Consider the following 23,015-nt stretch of genomic DNA (forward strand, 5'->3'; position numbering starts at 1 on the left):
GACTTGTTCAGCGCGCCGTCTCGGGGGGCGGGGCGGGCGGCGCGCTGAACAAGTCCAGCTGCGCCTGCGCCGCCGTGGCGCTTTGCTCCAGTTGCGTCAGCACCTGGCGCGCGTGCTGCACGACGGTGGGCGGGATGCCGGCCAGCCGCGCCACCTGCACGCCGTAGCTGCGGCTGGCGGGGCCGGGCTCCAGGCGGTGCAGGAAGACGATGTCGCGCCCTTGGCTTTCGACCGCGCTGACGTGCATGTTGACCGCGCCGCTGCAGCGCTTGGGCAACTCGGTCAACTCGAAGTAGTGGGTGGCAAACAGCGTGAAGGCCTGCACACGGTCGTGCAAGTGCGCGGCGATGGCGCTGGCCAGCGCCAGCCCGTCGTAGGTGGAGGTGCCGCGGCCGATTTCGTCCATCAGCACCAGGCTTTGCGCGGTGGCGTGGTGCAGGATCTGGGCGGCCTCGGTCATCTCCACCATGAAGGTGGACTGGGCGTTGGCCAGGTCGTCGGCCGCGCCGATGCGGGTGTGGATGGCGTCGATCGGCCCCAGGCGGCAGGCGTCGGCCGGCACGTAGCTGCCGATGCTGGCCAGCAGCACGATCAGGGCCACCTGGCGCATGTAGGTCGATTTGCCGCCCATGTTGGGGCCGGTGATGATCTGCATGCGCGTGCGGCCATCGAGCACCGTGTCGTTGGGAATGAAGGGGCCGGCGCCGGTTTCCTGCAAGCGGGCTTCCACCACGGGATGGCGGCCGGCGCGGATGTCGATGCGCGGCTCGGGCACGAACTCGGGGGCGCACCACCCGAGCGTGAGCGAGCGCTCGGCCAGCGTGGCCAGCACGTCCAGCGTGGCCAGCGCGCGCGCCAGTTCGGCCAGGGCCGCGATGTGCGGCTGCAGGGCCTGCAGCAGTTGATCGTAGAGCCACTTTTCGCGCGCCAGGGCGCGCTCCTGGGCGCTGAGCACCTTGTCCTCGAACGCCTTGAGCTCCGGCGTGATGAAGCGCTCGGCGTTTTTCAGCGTCTGGCGCCGTTGGTAGTCGGCCGGTACCTTGTCGAGCTGGCCCTGGGTGACCTCGATATAAAAGCCGTGCACCTTGTTGTATTGCACCCGCAGGTTGGCAATGCCGGTGCGGGCGCGCTCGCGCGCTTCGAGATCGACCAGGTAGCGGTCGGCGCCTTGCTGGATGGCGCGCAGCTCGTCCAGCTCGGGGTCGTAGCCGTCGGCGATCACCCCGCCGTCGCGCAGCAGCGCCGCCGGCTCGGGGTGCAGCGCGCGCTGCAGCAGCGCCACCACCTCCGCCGGCGGATGCAGATGACGGTGCACGTCGCGCAGCAGCGCGCAGTCATCCACCGCCGGCAGCGCCTGCAGCTGTGCCGCCAGCGCGGCGCAGCGCGGCAAGGTGTCGCGCAGGCCAGCCAGCTCGCGCGGGCGCACCTGCAGCAGCGCAATGCGGGCCGCCAGCCGCTCGACGTCGGCCACGCCGCGCAGGGCGCTGCGCACGTGGTCTGGGCCGTGCTCGCGCAGCAGGCCGATGGCGTGCAGCCGGGCCTGGGCGGGCGCGCGGTCGCGCGGCGGCTCCAGCAGCCAACGGCGCAGCAGCCGGCTGCCCATGCCGGTGGCGCAGGTGTCCAGCAGCGACAGCAGCGTCGGCGCGGCCTCGCCACGCAGTGTGCGCGTCAGCTCCAGGTTGCGCTGGGTGGTCGGGGGCAGGTCGATCCAGGTGTGCGGCCGCACCACGCGCAGCGCGCGCACGTGTGCCAGTTGCCGACCCTGGGTGTGCTCCGCGTAGGCCAGCAAGGCCGCCGCCGCTGCGTGGGCATGGGTCATCCCCTGCGTGTCCCAGCCGGCCAGGCTGGCCACCTGCAACTGCTCGCATAGGCGACGCTGCCCCAGCGCGGGATCGAAGTGCCAGGCCGGGCGCGCCGTCAACGCCATCGGCCCCAGGCCCTGACGCCAGTCCTGCAGCTGCGCTTGCAGCGCCTCGGGCAGGTCAGCGCTGAGCAGCACTTCCTGCGGCGCCAGGCGCGCCAGCCAGCTGCGCAGATCGTCCCAGCCGCACTCGGCCAGGTGCAACGTGCCTTCGGTGACGGCCAGCCAGGCCAGACCGCAGGCCCCGCGCGTGCCGCGGTGCAGCGCCAGCAGCCGCGCGTCGTCCTTGTCGGCCAACAGCTCGGTGTCGGTCAGCGTGCCGGGCGTGACGATGCGTACCACCTGCCGCTCGACCGGGCCTTTGGCGCTGGCCACGTCGCCGACCTGCTCGCAAATCGCCACCGATTCGCCGAGCCGGATCAGCCGGGCCAGGTACGCCTCCACCGAGTGCACGGGTACACCGGCCATCACCACCGGGGCCGCGGCCGATTGGCCACGGTGTGTCAGCGTGATGTCGAGCAGCCGCGCGGCCTTGTGGGCGTCGTCGTAGAACAGCTCGTAAAAATCCCCCATGCGGAAAAAGACCAGCGTGTTGGGGTGCTGGGCTTTGATGCGCAGCCACTGCTGCATCATCGGCGTGTGCGCTTCCAGCGGCGCGTCGGGTGCGCCGCCCAAGCCAGCAACCGGCTGCCGCGCGGGGGTGACCATCGTCAGGTGCGCGCAGGGCTTACCAAGGGGCGTCGCCGGCGCGAGCGGGGGCAGCTGCCGTGGGCGCGGCGGGTTCGGGTGCGGGTCGGTCGTCGGCGCGCTGCGGTGCGCACTGGCTGTAGCCGCTCAGCACCCCCACCATCTGGCCATAGATGCGCGGGTTGGCCGCCATGCACTCGCGCGTTTCCAGGAAGTCGGGCTCACCGGTGAAGTTGCCGACCAGACCACCGGCCTCGGTGACCAGCAACGCGCCGGCGGCGACATCCCACGGGCTCAGGCCCAGCTCGAAAAAGCCGTCGGTGAAGCCGGCGGCCACGTAGGCCAGGTCCAGCGCCGCCGAGCCGGGGCGGCGCACCCCGGCCACGCGCGGCAGCATGTCGCCGAACATCTTCAGGTAGGTTTGGAAGGCGTCGCCGGGGCGAAACGGAAAGCCGGTGCTGAGCAGGCAGTCGCGCAGCTGCGTGCGCTTGGCCACGCGGATGCGGTGGTCGTTGAGGAACGCACCACGCCCCTTGCTGGCGGTGAACAGGTCGTTGCGCGTGGGGTCGTAGACCACCGCCTGCTCCAGCCGCCCATCGACCATCAACGCGATGCTGACGCAGTAGACCGGAAAGCCGTGGATGAAGTTGGTGGTGCCGTCCAGCGGGTCGATGATCCAGGTGTAGGCTTTGCCGCGCCCCTTGCCTGGGCGCCGGCCCGATTCCTCGGCCCAGATGCCGTGGTCGGGGTACGCGCCCAGCAGCGTGTCGATGATGGCTGCTTCCGCCGCGTGATCCACCTCGGTGACGAAGTCGTTGGTCTGCTTGGCACCAACGCGCAAGCCCTCGAGGTCGAGGGAGGCACGGTTGATCAGCGCGCCAGCGGCGCGGGCGGCCTTGACGGCCACGTTCAGCATGGGGTGGAGGTGGGCGGTCATCGAAGCGGTGGGCAAGAACGGCCAAGGGGCTGCGCGATGGCAGCGACAATAAGGCACCCGATTGTACCCGCCACCCATGAACGACACCGTCCACCCGTGCCAACCCCTGACCCGTTTCGTGCTCGTCGAGCCCAGCCACGCCGGCAACGTGGGCGCCGTGGCGCGCGCGTTGAAGGTGATGGGCTTTGACGACTGGGTGTTGGTGCGACCGCGCTGGCGCGACGTGCTGCAGCGGCCCGAGGCGGTGGAGCGCGCCAGCGGCGCCGCCGACCTGCTGGGGCGGGCGCGCGTCGTTGCCACGCTGGACGAGGCGCTGCACGGCATCAGCCACGTGTGCACGACCGCGATGACGCCGCGCGACTTTGGCCCACCGGTGGCGGCGCCGCGACCGTACCTGGACGCGTTGGCGCCCAAGTTGCTGGGTGGGTCCGAGCAGGGGGTGGCGTTTGTCTTTGGGCCGGAGCGCTACGGGTTGGCCAACGCCGACGTCTGGCGCAGCCACGTGTGTCTGCGCATTCCCACGGCGCCGGACTATGGATCGCTCAACCTGGCCGCGGCGGTGCAACTGATCGCCTACGAGTGGCGCCTGGCGTTGGGCGGCTTTGGCCAAACGCAGGTGCCAGCGGGCCCGCCGCGCGAGCCAGCGGCCGATGCGGTGGCCGTCGGCGGCCTGTTGGAGCACTGGCGCGAGGCCTTGCTGGCCGTGGGTTACCTGGACCCGGCCAGCCCGAAAAAACTGATGGCCCGGCTGCGGCTGCTGGTGCAACGCGCCGCCCCCACGCCCAGCGAAGTCCACATCCTGCGCGGGGTGGCGCGCGCCGTGCTGCGCGCGCTGCATCAGCGCAACGGCTAAACTGCGCGCCATGCCCATGCAGCTGCTGCGCCGTCTGCGCGACGACATCGACGCCATTTTGGAACGCGACCCTGCGGCCCGCTCGCGCTGGGAGGTGCTGACCTGTTACCCCGGGCTGCACGCGTTGTGGCTGCATCGGCTGGCGCATGCGCTGTGGCGGCGTGGCTGGCGCTGGTTGGCGCGCTGGATCTCGCACTGGAACCGTTGGTTGACCGGCATCGAAATCCATCCCGGTGCGCGTATCGGGCGACGCGTGTTCATCGACCACGGCATGGGGGTGGTCATCGGCGAGACCGCCGAAGTGGGCGACGACTGCACCATCTACCACGGCGTCACGCTGGGCGGCACCTCGCTGTACAAAGGCACCAAACGCCACCCGACGCTGGGGCGCGGGGTCATCGTCGGCGCCGGCGCCAAGATTTTGGGCGGCTTCGAGGTGGGCGATGGCGCCAAGGTCGGCAGCAACGCGGTCGTCACCAAGCCGGTGCCGGCCGGGGCCACCGCGGTGGGCAACCCGGCGCGCATCATCGTGGCCGATGTCGACGCTCGCCGTGAAGAGGCCGCCGCCCGCATGGGGTTTTCCGCGTATGGGGTCACGCAGAACGACGATCCACTTAGCCAGGCGCTGCGCGGCCTCATCGACAACGCCGCCGGCCACGAACACCAAATCGCGCTGCTGTGGCAGGCGATCGAAAAACTGGCCTGCGCGCAGCGTGGTGCCTGCCTGCCGCCCGACGCCGCGCGCACCGAGCACTTCGAGGCCGACAAGCTCAGCCAGTTGCTGGGCAAGTGACCACAGCCGCCATCGCGGCCGCAGGTTACGGGGCGTTGACGCGCCGCTGCGCCGACTTCGGGCGAAACGCGGCGCACACCTCGGGGCGGGTTTCCAGGTACGGCCCACCGATGAGGTCGATGCAATACGGCACGGCGGCGAAAATGCCGTGCACGACAGGCCGACCGTCAGCGTCTTTCAGGCCTTCGAGCGTCTCGGCAATCGATTTGGGCTGGCCGGGCAGGTTGATGATCAGGCTGCGGCCGCGGATCACTGCCACCTGGCGCGACAAAATCGCGGTCGGCACGAAGCGCAGGCTGATCTGGCGCATCTGTTCGCCAAACCCGGGCATTTCCTTGTCGGCCACGGCCAGCGTCGCCTCGGGCGTGACGTCGCGCGGCGCCGGGCCGGTGCCACCGGTGGTCAGGATCAGGCTGCAGCCGTGCTGGTCCGCCAGCTCCACCAGCGTGGCGCTGATGGTGTCGCGCTCGTCGGGGATGAGCCGCTCGACGAACGTGATGGGGTTGTGCAGCGCGCGCGTGAGCCAGTCGCGCAGTGCCGGCAGGCCCTGGTCCTGGTAGACGCCTTGGCTGGCGCGGTCGCTGATGGAGACGATGCCGATGGTGACGGGGTCGAAAACGGAGGTGCTCATGGCGGCTCGTGTCAGACGGAGGCGGTGTGGTGGGCGTCCAGCGCGGCGCGCACATGCTGAAACAGCTCGCGCCAGGCACGGCTGTGGCGCGCTGGCTGCCCGGGGTGGTCGGGGTTGGGGGCGGTGCGGTCTTTGCGTGCCTGGCGGATCAGTGCACGCAGGCGCTGCCAGTCGGCCTCGGGTTCGATCGTGCGCCAGTCGTGCAGGGCGTCGTCGCTGGCCACCAGGCGCTCGCGCCACTGCTCGGCTTCGTGCAGCCGGGCGGTTTGGGCGGCGTGGCCGCGGTGCTGCTCGTCCAGCGCGGCCTGCAGCGCCGCCACCAGCTCGTCGTCCAGGCGGCGCATCAGCTTGCCAATGTACTGCAGCTGACGGCGGCGCGCTTCGAACGCGTCGATACGCCGCGCTTCCGTCAGGGCTTGCAGCACATCCTCCGGCAGGCCCAGGCGTTGCAGCACTGCAGCGTTGAGCTCCAGCAGCCGCTCGCCCAGCGCCTGGCGCTCGGCGCTGAGGCGCTTGAGGTCGGTTTTGCTGTACTCGGCGTCCCACTTGGCGGCGCGCTTGAGCTCGGCGTCTTCGGCGCTGCCGTAAGCGACGAAGTGGCCGCGGACGAAATACCCTTTGGGCGGCTTGCGTGGCATGGCCAGTATCATAGCCGTCGGCATGAAAGCATCCAAACCCACCACACGCGCGCGCCGCGGGGCGCAAGGTTTCCAATTCACGCAAGCCGACTTCGAGGCGCTGGCCGACGTGGCGCTGCAGCACGCGCGCCAGCTTGGGGTGGCCGACGCGGCGGTCGAAGTCTCGGAAGGGTCGGGCCTGAGCGTCAGCGTGCGCTGCGGCGCGCTGGAAAACGTCGAGCGCAACCGCGACAAGGCGCTGGGCATCACGGTGTACCTGGGGCAGCGGCGTGGTCACGCCTCGACGTCCGACTTTTCGGTCGAGGCCATCCGCGCCACCGTGCAGGCGGCGTACGACATTGCCCGCTTCACCGCCGAGGACCCCGCCGCGGGGTTGCCGGAGGAGACCGACGTCGCCAACGACTACCCCGACCTGGAGCTGTTTCACCCCTGGCCGATCGACGCCGAGCAGGCCGCGGAGCTCGCGCTGCGCTGCGAGGCGGCCGCCTTCGCCGTCAGCCCGCTGATCACCAACAGCGAAGGCGCGTCGGTGTCGGCCCAGCAGTCGCACTTCTGGGCCGAGCATATGCGGGACGGCCAGCGGCGTCGGCAGGGTATTTTTTACGGTGGCTACGCCAGCTCGCGTCACAGCCTGTCGGTGGCGCCGATCGCTGGCAAGGGCGACGGCATGCAGCGTGACCATTGGTACACGTCGCAGCGCAACCCAGCCGAGCTGGCCAGCCCCGAAGCGGTGGGCCGCTACGCCGCCGAGCGGGCGCTGGCGCGCCTGCGGCCGCGCAAAATCGCCACCACCGAGTGCCCGGTGCTGTTCGACGCGCCGCTGGCGGCGGGGCTGCTGGGGGCCTATGTGCAAGCCACCAGCGGCGGTGCCCTGTACCGCCGCGCCAGTTTTTTGCTCGACAGCCTGGGGCGGCAGGTGTTTGCGCCGCACATCGACATCGACGAGGACCCGCACATCATCGGCGCCAAGGGCAGCGCGCCGTTCGATGACGAGGGTGTGCGCACGCTGGCGCGTACCGTGGTGTCGGGTGGCTGCGTCAAGGGGTATTTTCTGAGCACGTATTCGGCGCGCAAACTGGGGCTGCGCACCACCGGGCACGCGGGGGGCTCGCACAACCTGCGCTTGACCAGCCGCCTGACCCAGCCCAACGACGACCTGCCGGCCATGCTGCGCAAACTGGGCCGCGGCCTGTTCGTCACCGAGCTGATGGGGCAGGGCGTCAACCTGGTCACCGGCGACTATTCGCGCGGGGCGGCGGGTTATTGGGTCGAGGACGGCGTCATCGCCTACCCGGTGCAGGAGATCACCATCGCCGGTAACCTGGCCGAGATGCTGCGCGGCATCGTTGCGGTCGGCGCCGACGTGTACAACCTGGGCAGCAAGTACGTCGGCTCGGTGCTGATCGAGCGCATGAAGGTCGCCGGCAACTGACGCGCGGTGGGTATCAGGGCAGCGGGGCGGCGTGCACCGTCAGGCGCTCACCCAGCAGACGTTGGGCCACGGCGGCCGCCGCGGCGGGATCGCCGCTCGTCAGCAGCGGCAGTGCTGCGGTGCGCCCGTCGGCGCGGCGCAACGCGCCCGCCGCCTGCAGGCGGCGCTGCAGCTCGCGCGCCACGGCCGGCGCCGGGTCCAGCACCTGCACCCCGGGGCCGGCCACGCGTTCGATCACCGGGCGTAAAAACGGGTAGTGGGTGCAGCCCAGCGCCAGCACGTCGGCACCGGCCTGCACCAGCGGCGTGACGACGTCGGCCACCATGGCCTCGGTCTGTGGCCCGTCGAGCCGGCCTTGCTCCACGCATTCGACCCAACCCGGACATGCCTGGGCCAGCACGCGCACCCCGTCGCCGTGCTGCTCGATCAAGCGCGCCAGCCCCGCGCTGCGCACGGTGTTGCGCGTGGCCAGCACCGCCACCACGCCGCTGTGCGTGGCCGCCACGGCGGGCTTGACGGCCGGCTCGATGGCGACGATCGGCCAATCCGGATGCAGAGCGCGCAACGCGCCGATCGACAGCCCCGTGACTGTATTGCACGCCACCACCGCGGCTTTGCAGCCGGCGCGGCGCAGGACGTGCAAGCAATGTTCGGCGCGGGCTTGCACGAACGCCACCGGCTTGTCGCCGTAGGGAGCGTGGCCGGAGTCGGCCACGTAGAGCAGCCGCTCGGCGGGCAGCAGGGCGTGGACGGCGCGCAACACCGACAGCCCACCGACGCCGGAGTCGAACACGCCGACCGGGGCGTCGGCGTCGATGGGGGCGTGCGCCATGGGCCGGCAGCGGTCAGCGGGGTTGCAGCGCCGCCTTGACCGCGGCCGACACCTGCGCCATGTCGGCCTGACCAGCCAGCTCAGCCTTGGCCACGGCCATGACCTTGCCGATGTCGGCTGGCGTCAAGGGGCGGCCCAGCTCGGCACCCAGGTGCGCGACGATGCGCGCCACCGTGTCCGCCACCGCCTGCGCGTCCAGGCGTGCGGGCAGGTAGGCCTGCAGCACCTCGGCTTCAGCGCGCTCGCGCTCGGCCAGATCCTGCCGCCCGGCCTGCTCGTAGGCCGCGATCGAGTCCCGCCGCTGTTTGAGCAGCTTGTCCACCACGGCGATGACGCCGGCGTCGTCCAGCGTGACGCGGTCGTCGACTTCACGCTGCTTGATGGCCGCCAACAGCAGACGAATCGCGCCCAGACGTGCGCTGTCCTTGGCACGCATGGCGGCCTTCATGTCGTCCTGGATACGTTCCTTGAGGGTCATGCAGACCTCCGGGGGCTCGGGAACCATGGAAACAGCCCGCCAAAGCGTCCTTTGGCGGGCTGCTGGGGTTGAGCACCGTCTGTGGCAGGGTGGCGCGGGCTGCGCGCGGGATCCCGGGTGCGCGAGCCGCGTCCCGCCGGCCCGGCAAGGCCGATCAGTACAGGCGCTGCGGCAGCTGCATCGAGCGCACCCGCTTCAGGTGACGCTTGATGGCGGCGGCGCGCTTGCGCTTGCGCTCGGCGGTGGGCTTTTCGTAGAACTCGCGCGCGCGCAGCTCATTGAGCAGGCCGAGCTTTTCGATCGTGCGCTTGAAGCGGCGCAGGGCAACGTCGAACGGTTCGTTTTCTTTGACGCGGATGGTGGTCATTGGCCAATGGTTTCCGATGAAGGCCCTGACACCCCGTGGGCTGAACCGTGACGTTCTCCGCACGCGGTGCTTCAGGCCGAACCCCTGCCTTCAGCATCACGGCAGGCAGGGCTTTGCCAGCAAAGACTTTCATTATAGCAAGTTCAATCGCGTCGGTGTGTGGCATGATGGTGTCCGCTGAGCTTGCGCTGGGGGTTCAACCGCGGAGGGTGCCTATGTTCGAATCCGCTGAGATTGGCCATCGTCTGGACCGTGCCACGTACAAGGCCCAGGTGCCTGGGTTGCGCGCGGCGTTGTTGCAGGCCCAGTACGAGCTGCTGCAGCGTGCCGACCGTGCGGTGTGCATTCTGATCAACGGGGTCGACGGGGCAGGCCGCAGCGAAACAGTCAACACCCTCAACGCCTGGATGGACCCACGCCATATCCGCACCGAGGCGTTCGACCCGTTGCGGGACGAGGAGCGCCGCTGGCCCGAGATGTGGCGCTTTTGGCAGGTGTTGCCGCCCAAGGGCCACATTGGCATCTTGTTTGGCTCGTGGTACACCGATCCCATCCACTGCCGGGTGCAGGGGCGCGATGACCGACAACGCTTTGCGTTGCGGCTGGAGCGCATCCGGCGCTTCGAGCGCATGCTGGTCGCCGAGGGGGTGGTACTGGTCAAGTTCTGGTTCCATCTGTCAAAAAAGGCGGTCAAAGCGCGCTACAAGGCGTTGGCGGCGGATCCGCGCACGGCATGGCGCATCGGGCCGCGCGAAAGGGCGCACCTCAAACGCTACGATGCCTTCATCGACGCGGCCGACGAAGCGCTGCGCAGCACCAGCCTGGGCGAGGCGCCCTGGATCGTCATTGATGGCAGCGACGACGCCTACCGGGAGCTGACCGCGGGGCGGCACCTGCTGACGGTGCTGCAGCACCGACCGCCTCCGGCGCCGGCCCCCGTGCCCGTGCCCCCGGCGGTGCTGGAGCTGCCGGCGCGTCCAGCCAGCCTGTTGCACGCGTTCGACTACGGCCGCAGCCTGACACAGCAGCGCTACGAACGCCAGTTGGCCCGCTGGCAAGGCGAGCTCAATCAGCTCAGCCGCCACCCTGGGCTGTGCAAACGCTCGCTCGTCGTGGTGTTCGAGGGCATGGACGCGGCGGGCAAGGGCAGCACGATACGGCGTTTGACCGCAGCGTGGGACGCACGGTTTTACCGCGTGGTGCCGGTGGCGGCCCCGAACGAAAACGAGCGTACGCAACCGTATCTGTGGCGCTTTTGGCGCTACATCCCTCCCCACGGCAAGGCGGTCATCTTCGACCGTTCATGGTACGGTCGGGTGTTGGTCGAGCGCGTCGAGGGGCTGTGCAGCGAGGCCGACTGGATGCGCGCGTACGGCGAGATCAACGCCTACGAGGAGGAGTTGGCCGAGGCCGGGGCGATCATCGTCAAGTTTTGGCTGGCCATCACGCCCGAGGAGCAGCTGCGGCGCTTCCGCGAGCGCGAGAACACCCCGTACAAGCGCCACAAGATCACGCCCGAGGATTGGCGCAACCGCGAAAAGTGGCCTCAATACGAACGCGCCGTGGAGCAGATGGTGGACCGCACGTCGACCCGCGTGGCACCATGGCACATCGTGGCCAGCGACGACAAGCGCTGGGCGCGTGTCGAGGTGCTGCGCACGCTGACGCGCCGGCTACGGGCGGCGCTGGACGACGAAGCTTGAGACCGGCGCGTTGGTCAGGTGCCCAACGGGGGCAGGCCGTGGCGGGCACGCGCCTTGGTGCACGCGTCGCTGCCGGCCTCGAACTCCCGGCACGGTGAGGGCCGCCACTCGTAAATACCGCAGGTCACCTGCTGGCCCACGGTGCCGGTCAGCGCGGCGCACCGCGGGGGCCGGTGGTCGGTTCCGCGCATCCGCACGGTGGCGCCGCTAACCTCGACCGCCAACCCGTCGGGTACCCGGCCGCCGCAGCTTTGCGTTTCGTACACCGAAAAATCAACCCGAAACCAGGCGCAGCATGCGCCGCAGCGCAAGCACTCGCTCATCGCACTCCCAACCGATTTTCAACACGGTATGGCTCACGGCCGGCCGAGCAACAGGTATTCCATCAACGCTTTTTGCACATGCATGCGGTTTGGCCGCTGCGCTCGAAACCGCATGGGTTACTGCTGGCCGAGCAACAGGTATTCCATCAACGCCTTTTGCACATGCATGCGGTTTGGCCGCTGCGCTCGAAACCGCATGGGTTACTGCTGGCCGAGCAACAGGTATTCCATCAACGCTTTTTGCACATGCATGCGGTTTGGCCGCTGCGCTCGAAACCGCATGGGTTACTGCTGGCCGAGCAACAGGTATTCCATCAACGCCTTTTGCACATGCATGCGGTTTGGCCGCTGCGCTCGAAACCGCATGGGTTACTGCTGGCCGAGCAACAGGTATTCCATCAACGCTTTTTGCACATGCATGCGGTTTGGCCGCTGCGCTCGAAACCGCATGGGTTACTGCTGGCCGAGCAACAGGTATTCCATCAACGCCTTTTGCACATGCATGCGGTTTTCGGCTTCGTCCCAGACGACGGATTGGGGGCCGTCGATGACGTCGGCGTCCACCTCCTCGCCACGGTGCGCCGGCAGGCAGTGCATGAACAGCGCGTCCGGCTTGGCTTGCGCCATCATGGCCGCGGTCACGCGCCAGGCGGCAAAGGCCTTTTGGCGTGCTTCGTTTTCGGCCTCGTAGCCCATGCTGGTCCACACGTCGGTGGTCACCAGGTCGGCACCGCGGCAGGCGGCCATCGGGTCGTCGAACACCTGCCAGAAGTCGCCCCGCGGCACGCCCGCCACGGCGGGGTCCACCTCGTAGCCACGCGGGGTGCTGAGGTGGACACGGAAACCCAAGATCTGCGCCGCCTGCAGCCAGGTGTTGGCCATGTTGTTACCGTCGCCGATCCACGCCACCGTGATGCCGCGCAGCGCCGCGGCGTCGATGGAGCCGTCGGCGCGGCGGCCACGGTGCTCCAGCCAGGTGAACAAATCGGCCAGGATCTGGCAGGGGTGGAACTCGTTGGTCAGGCCGTTGATGACCGGCACGCGCGAATGCGCGGCAAAGCGCTCGATTTTGCTTTGCTCGAAGGTGCGGATCATCACCAGGTCCACCATGCGGCTGATGACGCGGGCGGTGTCTTCGATCGGCTCGCTGCGCCCGAGCTGGCTGTCGCCGGTGGTCAGGTGCACCACCGAGCCGCCCATTTGGTACATCCCCGCCTCGAAGCTGACGCGCGTGCGCGTGCTGGCCTTTTCGAAGATCATCGCCAGCGTACGGTCGACTAGCGGCTGGTAGCGCTCGTAGGTTTTGAACTTGTGCTTGATCAGGGCCGCGCGCTCGAACAAGTAGGCGTACTCGTCGGCCGTGAAATCCTTGAACTGCAGGTAGTGGCGGAGCGGTGGGGTCATGCGGAGGTCTCGTCGAGGAAGGTGCGCACCTGGGGCACCAGCTTGGCGATGATTTCGTCGGCTTCGGCACGCGTCAGGATCAGCGGCGGCACCAACCGCACCACGCGGTCGGCGGTCACCGAAATCAGCAACCCGGCGCGCGCGCAGCGCAGCACCAGATCGCCACAGGGGCGGTCGAGCTCGATGCCAATCATCAAGCCCTTGCCGCGCACCTCGCGCACCCCGGGTACGGCGTGCAGCTCGGCCCACAGCTGGGTCAGCAGGTGCTGCCCCTGCCGCGCGGCGTTGTCCAGCAGGCCTTCGTCTTCCATGATGCGGATGGTTTCCAGGCCGGCGCGCATCGCCAGTGGGTTGCCGCCGAACGTGGTGCCGTGGTTGCCCGGCTGGAAGATCTGTGCCGCGCGCGGCCCGGCCACCACCGCGCCCACCGGCACGCCCGAACCCAGCCCCTTGGCCAGCGGCATCACGTCCGGGCGAATGTTGGCCCATTGGTGCGCGAACCACCGGCCGGTGCGGCCCATGCCGCACTGCACCTCGTCGATCATCAGCAGCCAATCGCGTTGGTCGCACAGCGCGCGCACGCCGGCGATGTAGTCGGGCTGCAGTGGGTGCACGCCGCCTTCGCCCTGGATGGCCTCGAAAAACACCGCCACGACGTTGGGGTTGCCGTTGGTGGCGCGGTGCAGCGCGTCCAGGTCGTTGGCCGGCACACGGATGAAGCCTTCGACCAGCGGCTCGAAGCCGGCTTGCACCTTGGGGTTGCCGGTGGCCGACAGCGTGGCGAGCGAGCGGCCGTGGAACGCCCGCTCGTAAACGACGATTTCGGGGCGTGCGATGCCCTTGTCGTGCCCGAACTTGCGCGCCAGCTTCAGTGCGGCTTCGTTGGCTTCCAGCCCGCTGGAGCAAAAGAAAACCTTGTCCAGCCCGCTGCGCTCGCACAGCGCCGCGGCCAGCGGCTCGGTGTAGGGGTGGTGATGGTAGTTGCTCGTGTGAATGAGCTGGCCGACTTGGTCCTGCAACGCCCGCACCAGGCGCGGGTGGGCGTGGCCCAGCGTGTTGACGGCGATACCCGCCAATGCGTCCAGGTACTCGCGCCCCTGGTCGTCCCACACGCGGCACCCCCTGCCGTGGGTGAGCATGACGGGCACACGCCCGTAGGTGGACATGACATGCGGCTCGGGGATCGGCTTGAGGTCGTACATCGTGTCGGGCGCTCCGGGAGGTTGGGTCGGCAAGCCATCCATTCTATCGATGCCGCGCATGGCCGATGGTGGTGCGTGCGGCGACCGACCGTCGGTGGGTACGTAACCGGAACGGCACCAAGTCTTATATAAGATAGAATACCGCCCGTGATGGACACGCCCCAGGCCCAGCAAATTTTTATTCAGGGGGTGACCCGCAGCGGGCGCACCTTCCGCCCGAGCGACTGGGCGGAGCGTCTGGCCGGCGTGATGCGCCCTTTCCATCCGCAAGCCCGTGCCAGTGGCCCTGCGGGGCACCTGGGCTATTCGCCCTGGGTGGTGCCGACCGTGGTCGGCGGTGTCAAGTGCGTGGTGGTGGACCGGGCGCTGCGCGACTACGACGAGCGCGCGTGGGATTTCATCATGGGGTTTGCGCGCGACAACGACCTGGTCGTCACCGAGGCGTGCCTGGTGCCTGACGCGCCCCCGCCACGCCGCTGAGTTCGCCAATTTCCACACACCGATCCCGTTTGGCCGCACGGCTCCCCAAAACGCCAACGCCTCCCGGGTGGGAGGCGTTGAGGTTTGCCCGGCGCGTCGGGCGTTGCTGGCAGCGCACCCGTTCCAAAGGCAGGCGGCACGTGGCCGCCCGTGCGGGTGTTTGCGCGCGAGGTCAAGCGGCCGCGGCAGCGGCGCCCAGCGCCTTGACCTTGGCCGACAGGCGGCTCTTGTCACGCGCCGCCTTGTTCTTGTGGAAGATGCCCTTGTCGGCGATCGAGTCGACGATCGATTGCATCTGCGCAAACAGCTCGGTCGCCTTGGCCTTGTCGCCGGCGGCGACGGCCTTTTCGACCTTCTTGATCGCGGTGCGGTACTTGGAGCGCAGCGAGCTGTTGTGGGCGTTGAGCTTGGCGTTCTGGCGGGCGCGCTTGCGGCCCGACTTCAGACGCGGGGACTTGTTGGACTTGGTGGCCATGGATGGGTTCCTGACAAGAGGTTTGGGAGGATGATGCCAGCAAAACCCGCAATTATAGATGGCAGCGCCGGCGTTGGCAAAGAAGCAACATCGGCGCGACCACGGCGGTGTTCGGTTGACCTTTGTCAACCGGATGCAAGGGGACTCGGGCATACTTGCGCGCGCTAACCGCGCCGCGCTGGGCTCGCCCGCGCGTGGCGTGGCCGGCTGCCGAGCTTTTTTCGGTGACGATGTTTGGTTTCGACGACGCCATGACCCAGGAACACCCGAGCGCCGCCCAAGCGGCCCAACCCATTGCCCCGGGCGCGGCCCTGCCGCACCGCAAAATCATCCGCAGCTGGATCACGCCGCTGGCCGAGCGGCGCACCGCCATCGCGGTGGCGCTGCTGGTGCTGGACTGGGTGATTTTCGCCGCCTTCATCGCCGGCACCATCGTGTTGACCAGCTGGTGGGCCAAGCTGCTGTGTGGCATGGCGGCCGGTTTCATGATCGAGCGCCTGTTCATCATCGGGCACGACGCCTGCCACCAGAGCTACACGCCGCACCGAGGCCTCAACAAGCTGCTGGGGCGCATCGCCATGGTGCCGTCGCTGACGCCCTACAGCCTGTGGGAGGTCGGCCACAACGTGGTGCACCACGGCTACACCAACCTCAAGGGCGTGGACTTCGTGTGGGCACCACTGACCAAGGAAGAGTTTGAAGCCCTGCCGCGCTGGCGCCAGTGGCTCGAGCGTGTGTACCGCAGCGGCTGGGGGCCTGCGCTGTATTACTTCATCGAGATGTGGTGGCTGCGCATGTTCTTCCCGCGCAAGACCTACATGGGCACGCGCCGTCCCGAGTTCATCTGGGACGGGGTGTTCGTGCTCTGCGTCGCGCTGCTGTGGATCGGCGGCATGGTCTGGACCGCGCTGGCCACGGGGCAGTCCGTGTGGCTGCAGGTGGTCATGGGCTTCGTCGTGCCGTTCATCTTCTGGAACGCGATGATCGGCTTCGTCGTGTATGTCCACCACACCCATCCGGCGGTGCAGTGGCACGACGACAAGGTGGCCTGGGCCAAGGCGGCGCCCTTTGTGTCCACCACGGTGCATCTGGAGTTCCCGCTGAAGATCGGTGCGCTGATGCACCACATCATGGAGCACACCGCGCACCACGTCGACATGAGCGTGCCGCTGTACAAGCTCAAGCAGGCGCAAAAGAAGCTGGAGGACATGCTGCCCGGGCGCATCATCATCCAGCGTTTCAGCTGGCGCTGGTACTTCGACACCGCGCGCCGCTGCAAGCTCTACGACTTCACGCGGCGCTGCTGGACCGATTTCCACGGACGCCCGACCAGCGACCCGGCGCCATCGTACGCCTGAGCGCCCCGTACCACGGACGTGAGCAAGGGACCGCATGGCGGTCCCTTGGCGTTGTTGCGCTGGCCAGCGCCGTGCTGCGGTGCGACAATACAGCCCAATGACTCAAGCGTTTTCCGAACTGAACCTGGCCGAACCGTTGCAACGCGCGGTGGCCGAGATGGGCTACACGGCCCTGACCCCCATCCAGGCCCAGGCCATTCCCGTGGTGCTGCAGGGGCGCGACGTGATGGGTGCGGCCCAGACCGGCACCGGCAAGACGGCGGCGTTTTCGCTGCCGCTGCTGCAGCGGCTGTTGCGCCACGCCAACACCTCGACGTCGCCCGCGCGCCATCCGGTGCGTGCGCTGGTGCTGCTGCCCACGCGCGAGCTGGCCGATCAGGTGGCGCAGCAGATCAAGCTGTACGCCAAGCACACGCCGCTGCGCAGCGCGGTGGTGTTTGGCGGCATGGACATGAAGCCTCAGGTCGAGGAGTTGCGCAAGGGCGTCGAGATCCTGGTGGCCACGCCGGGGCGGCTGCTGGACCACATCGAGGCCAAGACGGTGGTGCTCAACCAAGTCGAGTACGTGGTGCTGGACGAGGCCGACCGCATGCTCGACATCGGGTTTTTGCCGGACCTGCAGCGCATCTTGTCGTACCTGCCCAAGCAGCGCACGACGCTGCTGTTTTCGGCGACGTTTTCACCCGAGATCAAGCGCCTGGCGGCGAGTTACCTGCAGGACCCGGTGGTCATCGAGGTGGCTCGGCCCAACACGACCGCCTCCACCGTCGAGCAGCGCTTTTTCCGCGTCGAGGACGAGGACAAGCGCGCCGCGCTCAAGGCGCTGCTGCGCGAGCACGGCGTTCAGCAGGCGTTTGTCTTCGTCAACAGCAAGCTGGGCTGCGCGCGGCTGGCGCGTGCGCTGGAGCGCGATGGCCTGGCGGTGACGGCACTGCATGGCGACAAGAGCCAGGACGAGCGCCTCAAGGCGCTGGAGGCGTTCAAGCAAGGCCAGGTGCAGCTGCTGGTCTGCACCGACGTCGCCGCGCGCGGTCTGGACATCAAGGACGTGCCGGCGGTGTTCAATGTGGACATTCCGTTCAACGCCGAGGACTACGTGCACCGCATCGGCCGCACCGGGCGGGCGGGAGCGTCGGGGCTGGCGTTTTCGTTCGTCACCGGCCGCGACGCCCGCGCGCTGGCCGACATCGAAAAACTGATTGGCCGCAAGGTTGAGGTCGAACCGCTGGAGTTGCCGCAGGAGCGGCGCGCCCGCCCTGCGCGCAGCAACGACGGACAGCGTCTGTGGCGCAGCAGCGAAGCGGACGCGGTGGCCGACACGGCGCCGCAGGCCGCACCGGCTGCGCCGCGCGCCAGTCGTGCCCGACCGACACGCGCGCCGGCGGTGGCCACCGACCCGCTGCTGGACCGTCCCTACGAGCCATCGCTGCCGCCCGACGTCAAACCCGACTGGGAGGCGGCCGCCAAGCCCGCGGCGCCCAAAGGCCTGTCGGCCTACATCCGGCCCAAGCGCAAGGTGCCGGCCCTGTTGCGCGCGCCGCTGCCGCCGCTCACATCCCCCGACCCGGTGCCTGAGCCTGCGGGCACGGCAGGCGGATGACTTCGACTGCGCGCGCGTCCAGCGGGGTGTGCTCGTCAGGCAAGCAGGCTGCGCTGAGCGCGCCGCCCCACACGCAGCCGCTGTCCAGCGGCAGCACGTCGGCGCGTGCCAGCGGTCCCAGCGTCGACCAATGGCCAAAGGCGATCGGGGTGCCGGCGCTGGCGCGGCCGGGCACGTCGAACCATGGCAGGTAGCCCGCCGGCGCGCCATCGCGGCCGTCCTTGGTGGCGAATTCCATCTCGCCCGACGGTGTGCAAAAGCGCAGCCGCGTCAGGGCATTGACGATGACGCGCCAGCGCGCGGGGCCCTGCAGGTCGTCGCTCCAGCGCTCGGGCTCGTTGCCGTACATCTGCGCCAGCCATGCGTGGCGCTGGGTGGGGTCGCGCAGCACGGCGTGCACCTCGTCGGCCAGGGCCAATGTTTGCTCGACGCTCCAGCCCGGCAGCACCCCGGCGTGCACGAGCAACCACCCGCGCTCGAGCAGCGCCAGGGGGCGCGTGGCCAGCCAGTCCAACAGCGCGGCGCGGTCGGGGGCCGCCAAAATGTCGTCCAGCGTGTCACCGCGGTGGGGCGGGCGCACCCCCGCGGCCACGGCCAGCAGGTGCAGGTCGTGGTTGCCCAACAACGTGTCGGCGGCGCCGTCCAGGCGCATCACGCGCCGCAACGCGGCCAGCGATTGCGGTCCGCGGTTGACCAAGTCGCCCAACACGATGAAGCGGTCGCGGCTGGGCGAGAAGCCCACCTCGTCCAGCAGGCGTTGCAGCATGGCGTCGCAGCCCTGGACGTCGCCAATCAAGTATAGTGCCATGGGCGCGCATTATGGATATCTTGCTGATCGTCTTTTTGACCCTGCTCAATGGGGTGTTTGCCATGTCCGAGTTGGCGTTGGCGGCCAGCCGCCGGGCGCGCCTGTCGGCCCTGGCCGACGCGGGGGATAAGGGGGCCCGCACCGCGCTGCAACTGCTGGACAACCCGACGCAGTTTTTGTCGTCCGTGCAGGTGGGGATCACATCCATCGGCATGCTCAACGGCATCGTGGGCGAGGCGGCGTTCAGCGACGGGCTGGCAGACTGGTTTCGCGGTTGGGGGTGGTCCGACGTAACCGCCTCGGTGTCCGCGACGGCCATCGTCGTGGCGGCCATCACGTTCTTGACGATCGTCTTTGGCGAGTTGGTGCCCAAGCGCATTGGCCAGCTCTACCCGGAAGCCGTCGCGCGCTGGGTGGCGCGGCCCATGGCCGGTGTGGCCCGTGTGGCCAAGCCCTTCGTGCTGCTGCTGTCGGCCACCACCCATGCGGTGCTGCGCCTGCTGCGCATCGACACCGACGCGGCCCGCACGGTGACGGAGGAGGAGATCCACGCCAGCCTGCACGAAGGCTTGGCTGCCGGCGTGATCGAGCGGCAGGAGCACCGCATGGTGCACAACGTGCTGGCGCTGGACGACCGGCCGCTGAGCAGCCTGATGGTGCCGCGCGCCGAAGTCGAGTGGCTCGACGCCGGTCTGCCCCTGGCGCAGGTGTTGGTGCAGGCGCGCCACGGGGGACACTCGTGGTACCCGGTGTGCCGGGGCGGCTTGGACGATGTGCTGGGGGTCATTCACCTGTCGCACCTGATGGCGTTGGACGAAGCGGGTGGCCGCGAGGACGACTGGCACCGCGACGCTGAAGCTGCGGTGTTTGTGCCGGAGACCCTGACGGCGCTTGACCTGCTGGAGCAGTTCCGTGCCCGCGCCATGCGCATGGTGTTCGTGGTGGACGAGTACGGTGAGGTGCAGGGCTTGCTCACCCCGCTGGACTTGCTGGAGGCGATCACGGGCGAGCTGTTCAGCGCCGAGCCGCACGACGCGTGGGCGACGCCGCAGCCGGATGGGTCGTGGTTGTTCGACGGCGCCATGCCAGCGCACGAGTTCAAGTCGCGCCTGGACATCGCGGCGCTGCCCGACGAGGAACACGACCGCTACGCCACGTTGGCGGGGCTGATGCAGACGGTGGCGGGGGATTTGCTGCAGGTGGGTGACACGGTGGAGGTGGCGGGCTGGCGCCTCACGGTGCGTTCGATGCAGGGGCGGCGGATCGACCGCGTGCACGCCGAGCGGGCGCCGAGCGCCGCAGCGCCGGCGCCACCGCCTGATCCCGATGGGCATACAGCCAATCCTTGAACGCGGCGGCTGCGGGTGACAGGCGCTTGCCCCGTGGGTACACCACGTGCCACTGGCGCAGCAGCGGAAAGCCCTGCACGTCCAACTGCACGAGCTCGCCCAGCGCCAGTTCGGCCACCACCGTGTGGGCCGACAGCACCGCCAACCCTAGCCCCCCGGCCACGGTTTGCTTGATGGCCTCGTTGCTGCCCACCTCCAGGCGGGCGCGCAGGGGCACCCCAAGTGCGTCGAAAAAGCGCTGCATGGTGGCGCGCGTGCCGCTGCCGGGTTCGCGCAGGATGAAGGGCTCGCCCGCCAAGCGTCGCGGGTCGATGGCGCGCTCGCGCGCCAGCGGGTGCGACGGGGGCGCCACCACCACCAGCGGGTTGTCGGCGAACGGTTCACACACCACGTCCCAGTCCTGCGGCGGCTGGCCCAGGATGTAGAGGTCGTCCCGGTTGGCGCCCAAGCGCTGCAGCAGCGTGTCGCGGTTGCCCACCACCATGGCCACCTCAATGCCCGGATGCGCCGCGGCAAAGCTGCCCAACAACTTCGGCACGACGTACTTCACGGTGGTCAGGATCGCCAGCCGCACGCTGCCCTTTTCGACGCCCTGCAGCGCGGCCATGTCCTCGGCCAAGCGGCGCAGCCGATCGTCAACGTCGACCGCCGCTTCGGCCAACGCGCGCCCCGCCGCCGTCAGGTAGATGCGCCGGCCGATCTGCTCGAACAGCGGCTGTCCCACCATCTCGGACAACTGCTTGACCTGTAGCGACAGGGTCGGGGAGGCCAGGTGCAGGGCTTCGGCGGCGCGGGCGAAGCTGCCTTGTTCGGCGACCGCGCGGAAGATGCGCAGTTGGTGCAGGGTGAGGTGGCGCGGGTTCATCGTTTATTAAGGTAAAACAAAACGTTTTAAATATTTTACTTTTCAAAAATGAATGTCGTGCCTATGATTCGCCTCAGTCCCGTCACGACGGGACAACGCAACCGCCACCAACGATACCCGAGGAGTGAGCATGGCCGTCAAGACCTACAAAGCCGGCGTCAAGGAATACCGCCAGACGTACTGGATGCCCGATTACACCCCGCTGGACACCGACCTGCTGGCGGTGTTCAAGATCGTGCCGCAGCCCGGCGTGGACCGCGAGGAGGCCGCCGCGGCGGTGGCCGCCGAGTCCTCCACCGGCACCTGGACCACGGTGTGGACCGATCTCTTGACCGATCTGGACTACTACAAGGGCCGTGCCTACCGCATCGAGGATGTGCCGGGCGACGACACGGCGTTTTATGCGTTCATCGCCTACCCGATCGATCTGTTCGAGGAGGGTTCGGTGGTCAACGTGTTCACGTCGCTCGTGGGCAACGTGTTCGGCTTCAAGGCGGTGCGCTCGCTGCGCCTGGAGGATGTGCGCTTCCCAATCGCGTACGTCAAGACCTGCGGCGGCCCGCCGCACGGCATCCAGGTCGAGCGCGACCTGATGAACAAGTACGGCCGCCCGCTGCTGGGCTGCACGATCAAGCCCAAGCTCGGCCTGTCGGCCAAGAACTACGGCCGCGCTGTGTACGAAGCCCTGCGCGGCGGTCTGGACTTCACCAAGGACGACGAAAACGTCAACAGCCAGCCGTTCATGCGCTGGAAGCAGCGTTTCGACTTCGTGATGGAGGCCATCGAGAAGGCCGAGCGCGAAACCGGCGAGCGCAAGGGGCACTACCTCAACGTGACCGCGCCGACCCCTGAGGAGATGTACAAGCGTGCCGAGTACGCCAAGTCGATCGGCGCGCCCATCATCATGCATGACTACATCACCGGCGGCTTTTGCGCCCACACGGGGCTGGCCAATTGGTGCCGCGAAAACGGGGTGCTGCTGCACGTGCACCGCGCGATGCACGCCGTGATCGACCGCAACCCCTACCACGGCATCCACTTCCGCGTGCTGACCAAGGTGCTGCGCCTGATGGGCGGTGACCACCTGCACACCGGCACCGTGGTCGGCAAGCTCGAAGGCGACCGCCAGGCGACGCTGGGCTGGATCGACCTGCTGCGCGAATCGTTCGTGCCCGAAGACCGCAGCCGCGGCATCTTTTTCGACCAGGACTGGGGCTCGATGCCGGGTGCGTTCGCGGTGGCCTCGGGCGGCATCCACGTTTGGCACATGCCGGCGCTGGTCACGATCTTCGGCGACGACTCGGTGCTGCAGTTTGGCGGTGGCACGCTGGGTCACCCCTGGGGCAACGCCGCCGGTGCGCACGCCAACCGCGTCGCGCTGGAAGCCTGCGTGCAGGCGCGCAACGAGGGCCGCAACCTCGAAAAAGAAGGCAAGGAGATCCTGACCGCCGCGGCGCAGCATTCGCCCGAGCTCAAGATCGCGATGGAGACCTGGAAGGAGATCAAGTTCGAGTTCGATGTCGTCGACAAGCTCGACGTGCAGCACAAGTGATCGCCCCCGCACGGAACCGAACCCCTTGTCAGGAGACCCATCATGCAAGCTTACAAGCAGTCCCTCAAGCTCGAAACCTTCTCGTACCTGCCGCAGATGACGCCCGAACAGGTGCGCCGGCAAATCGCCTACGCGCTGGCGCAGGGCTGGAACCCCGCGGTGGAACACACCGAGCGCGGAACCCCCGCCAAGGAAAGCTACTGGTACATGTGGAAGCTGCCGATGTTTGGCGAGCAATCGGTCGACGCCGTGCTGGCCGAGATCGAGGCCTGCCACCGCGAATTCCCCAACCACATGGTGCGCTTCGTCGCCTACGACAACTACGCGCAAAGCCAGGGGTTGACGTTCGTCGTCTACCGCTGATGGGGGCGGCCGGCGCCGGTGTGC

Annotated in this window: 23 protein-coding genes; 10 read left to right on the forward strand and 13 right to left on the reverse strand. The window is 68.6% G+C overall.

Annotated elements, in window-relative coordinates; translation table 11 throughout:
- Positions 1 to 7 precede the first annotated feature (7 nt).
- Together mutS and Taqua_RS09810 are read right to left on the reverse strand one after the other, a co-directional pair.
- Positions 8 to 2,569, reverse strand: coding sequence for a DNA mismatch repair protein MutS (mutS, locus tag Taqua_RS09805; protein WP_425472594.1), 2,562 nt, complete (start codon positions 2,567 to 2,569; stop codon positions 8 to 10).
- 19 nt (positions 2,570 to 2,588) lie between these two features.
- Positions 2,589 to 3,485: an inositol monophosphatase family protein gene (locus Taqua_RS09810; RefSeq protein WP_144326499.1), complete on the reverse strand. Its 897-nt coding sequence runs from the start codon at positions 3,483 to 3,485 to the stop codon at positions 2,589 to 2,591.
- Positions 3,486 to 3,561: 76 nt separating this feature from the next.
- Between Taqua_RS09810 and Taqua_RS09815 the strand changes: the two genes are divergently transcribed.
- A complete protein-coding gene (locus Taqua_RS09815; RefSeq protein ID WP_144326500.1) occupies positions 3,562 to 4,338 on the forward strand; it encodes an RNA methyltransferase in 777 nt (258 codons plus the stop codon).
- A 22-nt stretch (positions 4,339 to 4,360) separates the two neighbouring features.
- Positions 4,361 to 5,131, forward strand: a complete 771-nt coding sequence (cysE, locus tag Taqua_RS09820) for a serine O-acetyltransferase (RefSeq protein WP_144326530.1) — start codon at positions 4,361 to 4,363, stop codon at positions 5,129 to 5,131.
- Positions 5,132 to 5,156: 25 nt separating this feature from the next.
- On the opposite strand, the gene mog is transcribed toward cysE, so the two are convergent.
- Together mog and yjgA are read right to left on the reverse strand one after the other, a co-directional pair.
- Positions 5,157 to 5,762, reverse strand: coding sequence for a molybdopterin adenylyltransferase (gene mog / locus Taqua_RS09825; protein WP_144326501.1), 606 nt, complete (start codon positions 5,760 to 5,762; stop codon positions 5,157 to 5,159).
- Between the two features lie 11 nt (positions 5,763 to 5,773).
- Positions 5,774 to 6,400: a ribosome biogenesis factor YjgA gene (gene yjgA, locus Taqua_RS09830; RefSeq protein WP_144326502.1), complete on the reverse strand. Its 627-nt coding sequence runs from the start codon at positions 6,398 to 6,400 to the stop codon at positions 5,774 to 5,776.
- Positions 6,401 to 6,422: 22 nt separating this feature from the next.
- On the opposite strand from yjgA, the gene pmbA reads away from it, so the two are divergent.
- The gene (gene pmbA / locus Taqua_RS09835) at positions 6,423 to 7,832 is read left to right on the forward strand and encodes a metalloprotease PmbA (protein WP_144326503.1); all 1,410 of its coding nucleotides are present in this window, start codon (positions 6,423 to 6,425) and stop codon (positions 7,830 to 7,832) included.
- A gap of 13 nt (positions 7,833 to 7,845) precedes the next feature.
- Here the strand turns inward: pmbA and murI are convergent, their stop codons facing one another.
- From murI to rpsU, 3 genes are all read right to left on the reverse strand, one after another.
- Complete coding sequence (gene murI, locus Taqua_RS09840) at positions 7,846 to 8,664, reverse strand: glutamate racemase (RefSeq protein ID WP_246094684.1); 819 nt, start codon at positions 8,662 to 8,664, stop codon at positions 7,846 to 7,848.
- Positions 8,665 to 8,677: 13 nt separating this feature from the next.
- Positions 8,678 to 9,142 (reverse strand): GatB/YqeY domain-containing protein, encoded by a 465-nt coding sequence (locus tag Taqua_RS09845; protein WP_144326532.1) that lies wholly within the window; start codon positions 9,140 to 9,142, stop codon positions 8,678 to 8,680.
- 154 nt (positions 9,143 to 9,296) lie between these two features.
- Positions 9,297 to 9,509, reverse strand: coding sequence for a 30S ribosomal protein S21 (gene rpsU, locus Taqua_RS09850; RefSeq protein ID WP_132961253.1), 213 nt, complete (start codon positions 9,507 to 9,509; stop codon positions 9,297 to 9,299).
- A 215-nt stretch (positions 9,510 to 9,724) separates the two neighbouring features.
- Here rpsU and pap point away from each other — a divergent pair, with 215 nt between their 5' ends.
- Positions 9,725 to 11,212, forward strand: coding sequence for a polyphosphate:AMP phosphotransferase (gene pap, locus Taqua_RS09855; RefSeq protein ID WP_144326504.1), 1,488 nt, complete (start codon positions 9,725 to 9,727; stop codon positions 11,210 to 11,212).
- A 14-nt stretch (positions 11,213 to 11,226) separates the two neighbouring features.
- Here pap and Taqua_RS09860 read toward each other — a convergent pair whose 3' ends face one another.
- The 3 genes from Taqua_RS09860 to Taqua_RS09870 form a co-directional block, all read right to left on the reverse strand.
- Positions 11,227 to 11,535, reverse strand: a complete 309-nt coding sequence (locus Taqua_RS09860) for a YkgJ family cysteine cluster protein (protein ID WP_144326505.1) — start codon at positions 11,533 to 11,535, stop codon at positions 11,227 to 11,229.
- A 453-nt stretch (positions 11,536 to 11,988) separates the two neighbouring features.
- The gene (gene argF / locus Taqua_RS09865) at positions 11,989 to 12,939 is read right to left on the reverse strand and encodes an ornithine carbamoyltransferase (RefSeq protein ID WP_144326506.1); all 951 of its coding nucleotides are present in this window, start codon (positions 12,937 to 12,939) and stop codon (positions 11,989 to 11,991) included.
- The gene (locus Taqua_RS09870; protein ID WP_144326533.1) at positions 12,936 to 14,141 is read right to left on the reverse strand and encodes an aspartate aminotransferase family protein; all 1,206 of its coding nucleotides are present in this window, start codon (positions 14,139 to 14,141) and stop codon (positions 12,936 to 12,938) included. Before Taqua_RS09870 ends, argF begins: the two co-directional genes overlap by 4 nt.
- 150 nt (positions 14,142 to 14,291) lie before the next feature.
- On the opposite strand from Taqua_RS09870, the gene Taqua_RS09875 reads away from it, so the two are divergent.
- Entirely contained in the window at positions 14,292 to 14,621 is a 330-nt protein-coding gene (locus Taqua_RS09875; RefSeq protein WP_144326507.1) for a DUF3579 domain-containing protein, read from the forward strand.
- Between the two features lie 172 nt (positions 14,622 to 14,793).
- Here Taqua_RS09875 and rpsT read toward each other — a convergent pair whose 3' ends face one another.
- A complete protein-coding gene (rpsT, locus tag Taqua_RS09880) occupies positions 14,794 to 15,096 on the reverse strand; it encodes a 30S ribosomal protein S20 (protein WP_144326508.1) in 303 nt (100 codons plus the stop codon).
- Between the two features lie 230 nt (positions 15,097 to 15,326).
- Between rpsT and Taqua_RS09885 the strand changes: the two genes are divergently transcribed.
- Together Taqua_RS09885 and Taqua_RS09890 are read left to right on the forward strand one after the other, a co-directional pair.
- Positions 15,327 to 16,454, forward strand: coding sequence for a fatty acid desaturase (locus tag Taqua_RS09885; RefSeq protein WP_246094686.1), 1,128 nt, complete (start codon positions 15,327 to 15,329; stop codon positions 16,452 to 16,454).
- Between the two features lie 97 nt (positions 16,455 to 16,551).
- Positions 16,552 to 18,054: a DEAD/DEAH box helicase gene (locus Taqua_RS09890; protein WP_144326509.1), complete on the forward strand. Its 1,503-nt coding sequence runs from the start codon at positions 16,552 to 16,554 to the stop codon at positions 18,052 to 18,054.
- On the opposite strand, the gene Taqua_RS09895 is transcribed toward Taqua_RS09890, so the two are convergent.
- On the reverse strand, positions 18,005 to 18,862 hold the full coding sequence (locus Taqua_RS09895; RefSeq protein WP_144326510.1) for a symmetrical bis(5'-nucleosyl)-tetraphosphatase: 858 nt from the start codon (positions 18,860 to 18,862) through the stop codon (positions 18,005 to 18,007). The two genes, Taqua_RS09890 and Taqua_RS09895, sit on opposite strands and share 50 nt — an antisense overlap.
- An 11-nt stretch (positions 18,863 to 18,873) precedes the next feature.
- On the opposite strand from Taqua_RS09895, the gene Taqua_RS09900 reads away from it, so the two are divergent.
- Complete coding sequence (locus Taqua_RS09900) at positions 18,874 to 20,211, forward strand: hemolysin family protein (protein WP_144326511.1); 1,338 nt, start codon at positions 18,874 to 18,876, stop codon at positions 20,209 to 20,211.
- On the opposite strand, the gene Taqua_RS09905 is transcribed toward Taqua_RS09900, so the two are convergent.
- Entirely contained in the window at positions 20,096 to 21,076 is a 981-nt protein-coding gene (locus Taqua_RS09905; protein WP_144326512.1) for a LysR family transcriptional regulator, read from the reverse strand. The two genes, Taqua_RS09900 and Taqua_RS09905, sit on opposite strands and share 116 nt — an antisense overlap.
- A gap of 130 nt (positions 21,077 to 21,206) precedes the next feature.
- Between Taqua_RS09905 and Taqua_RS09910 the strand changes: the two genes are divergently transcribed.
- Both Taqua_RS09910 and Taqua_RS09915 read left to right on the forward strand, forming a co-directional pair.
- Positions 21,207 to 22,628 (forward strand): form I ribulose bisphosphate carboxylase large subunit, encoded by a 1,422-nt coding sequence (locus tag Taqua_RS09910; protein ID WP_144326513.1) that lies wholly within the window; start codon positions 21,207 to 21,209, stop codon positions 22,626 to 22,628.
- A 42-nt stretch (positions 22,629 to 22,670) separates the two neighbouring features.
- Positions 22,671 to 22,991 carry a ribulose bisphosphate carboxylase small subunit gene (locus Taqua_RS09915; RefSeq protein ID WP_144326514.1) on the forward strand — a complete coding sequence of 107 codons (321 nt, stop codon included), beginning with the start codon at positions 22,671 to 22,673 and terminating at the stop codon, positions 22,989 to 22,991.
- Positions 22,992 to 23,015 lie beyond the last annotated feature (24 nt).

The organism is Tepidimonas aquatica, assembly GCF_007556585.1.
Lineage (GTDB): Bacteria > Pseudomonadota > Gammaproteobacteria > Burkholderiales > Burkholderiaceae_C > Tepidimonas > Tepidimonas aquatica.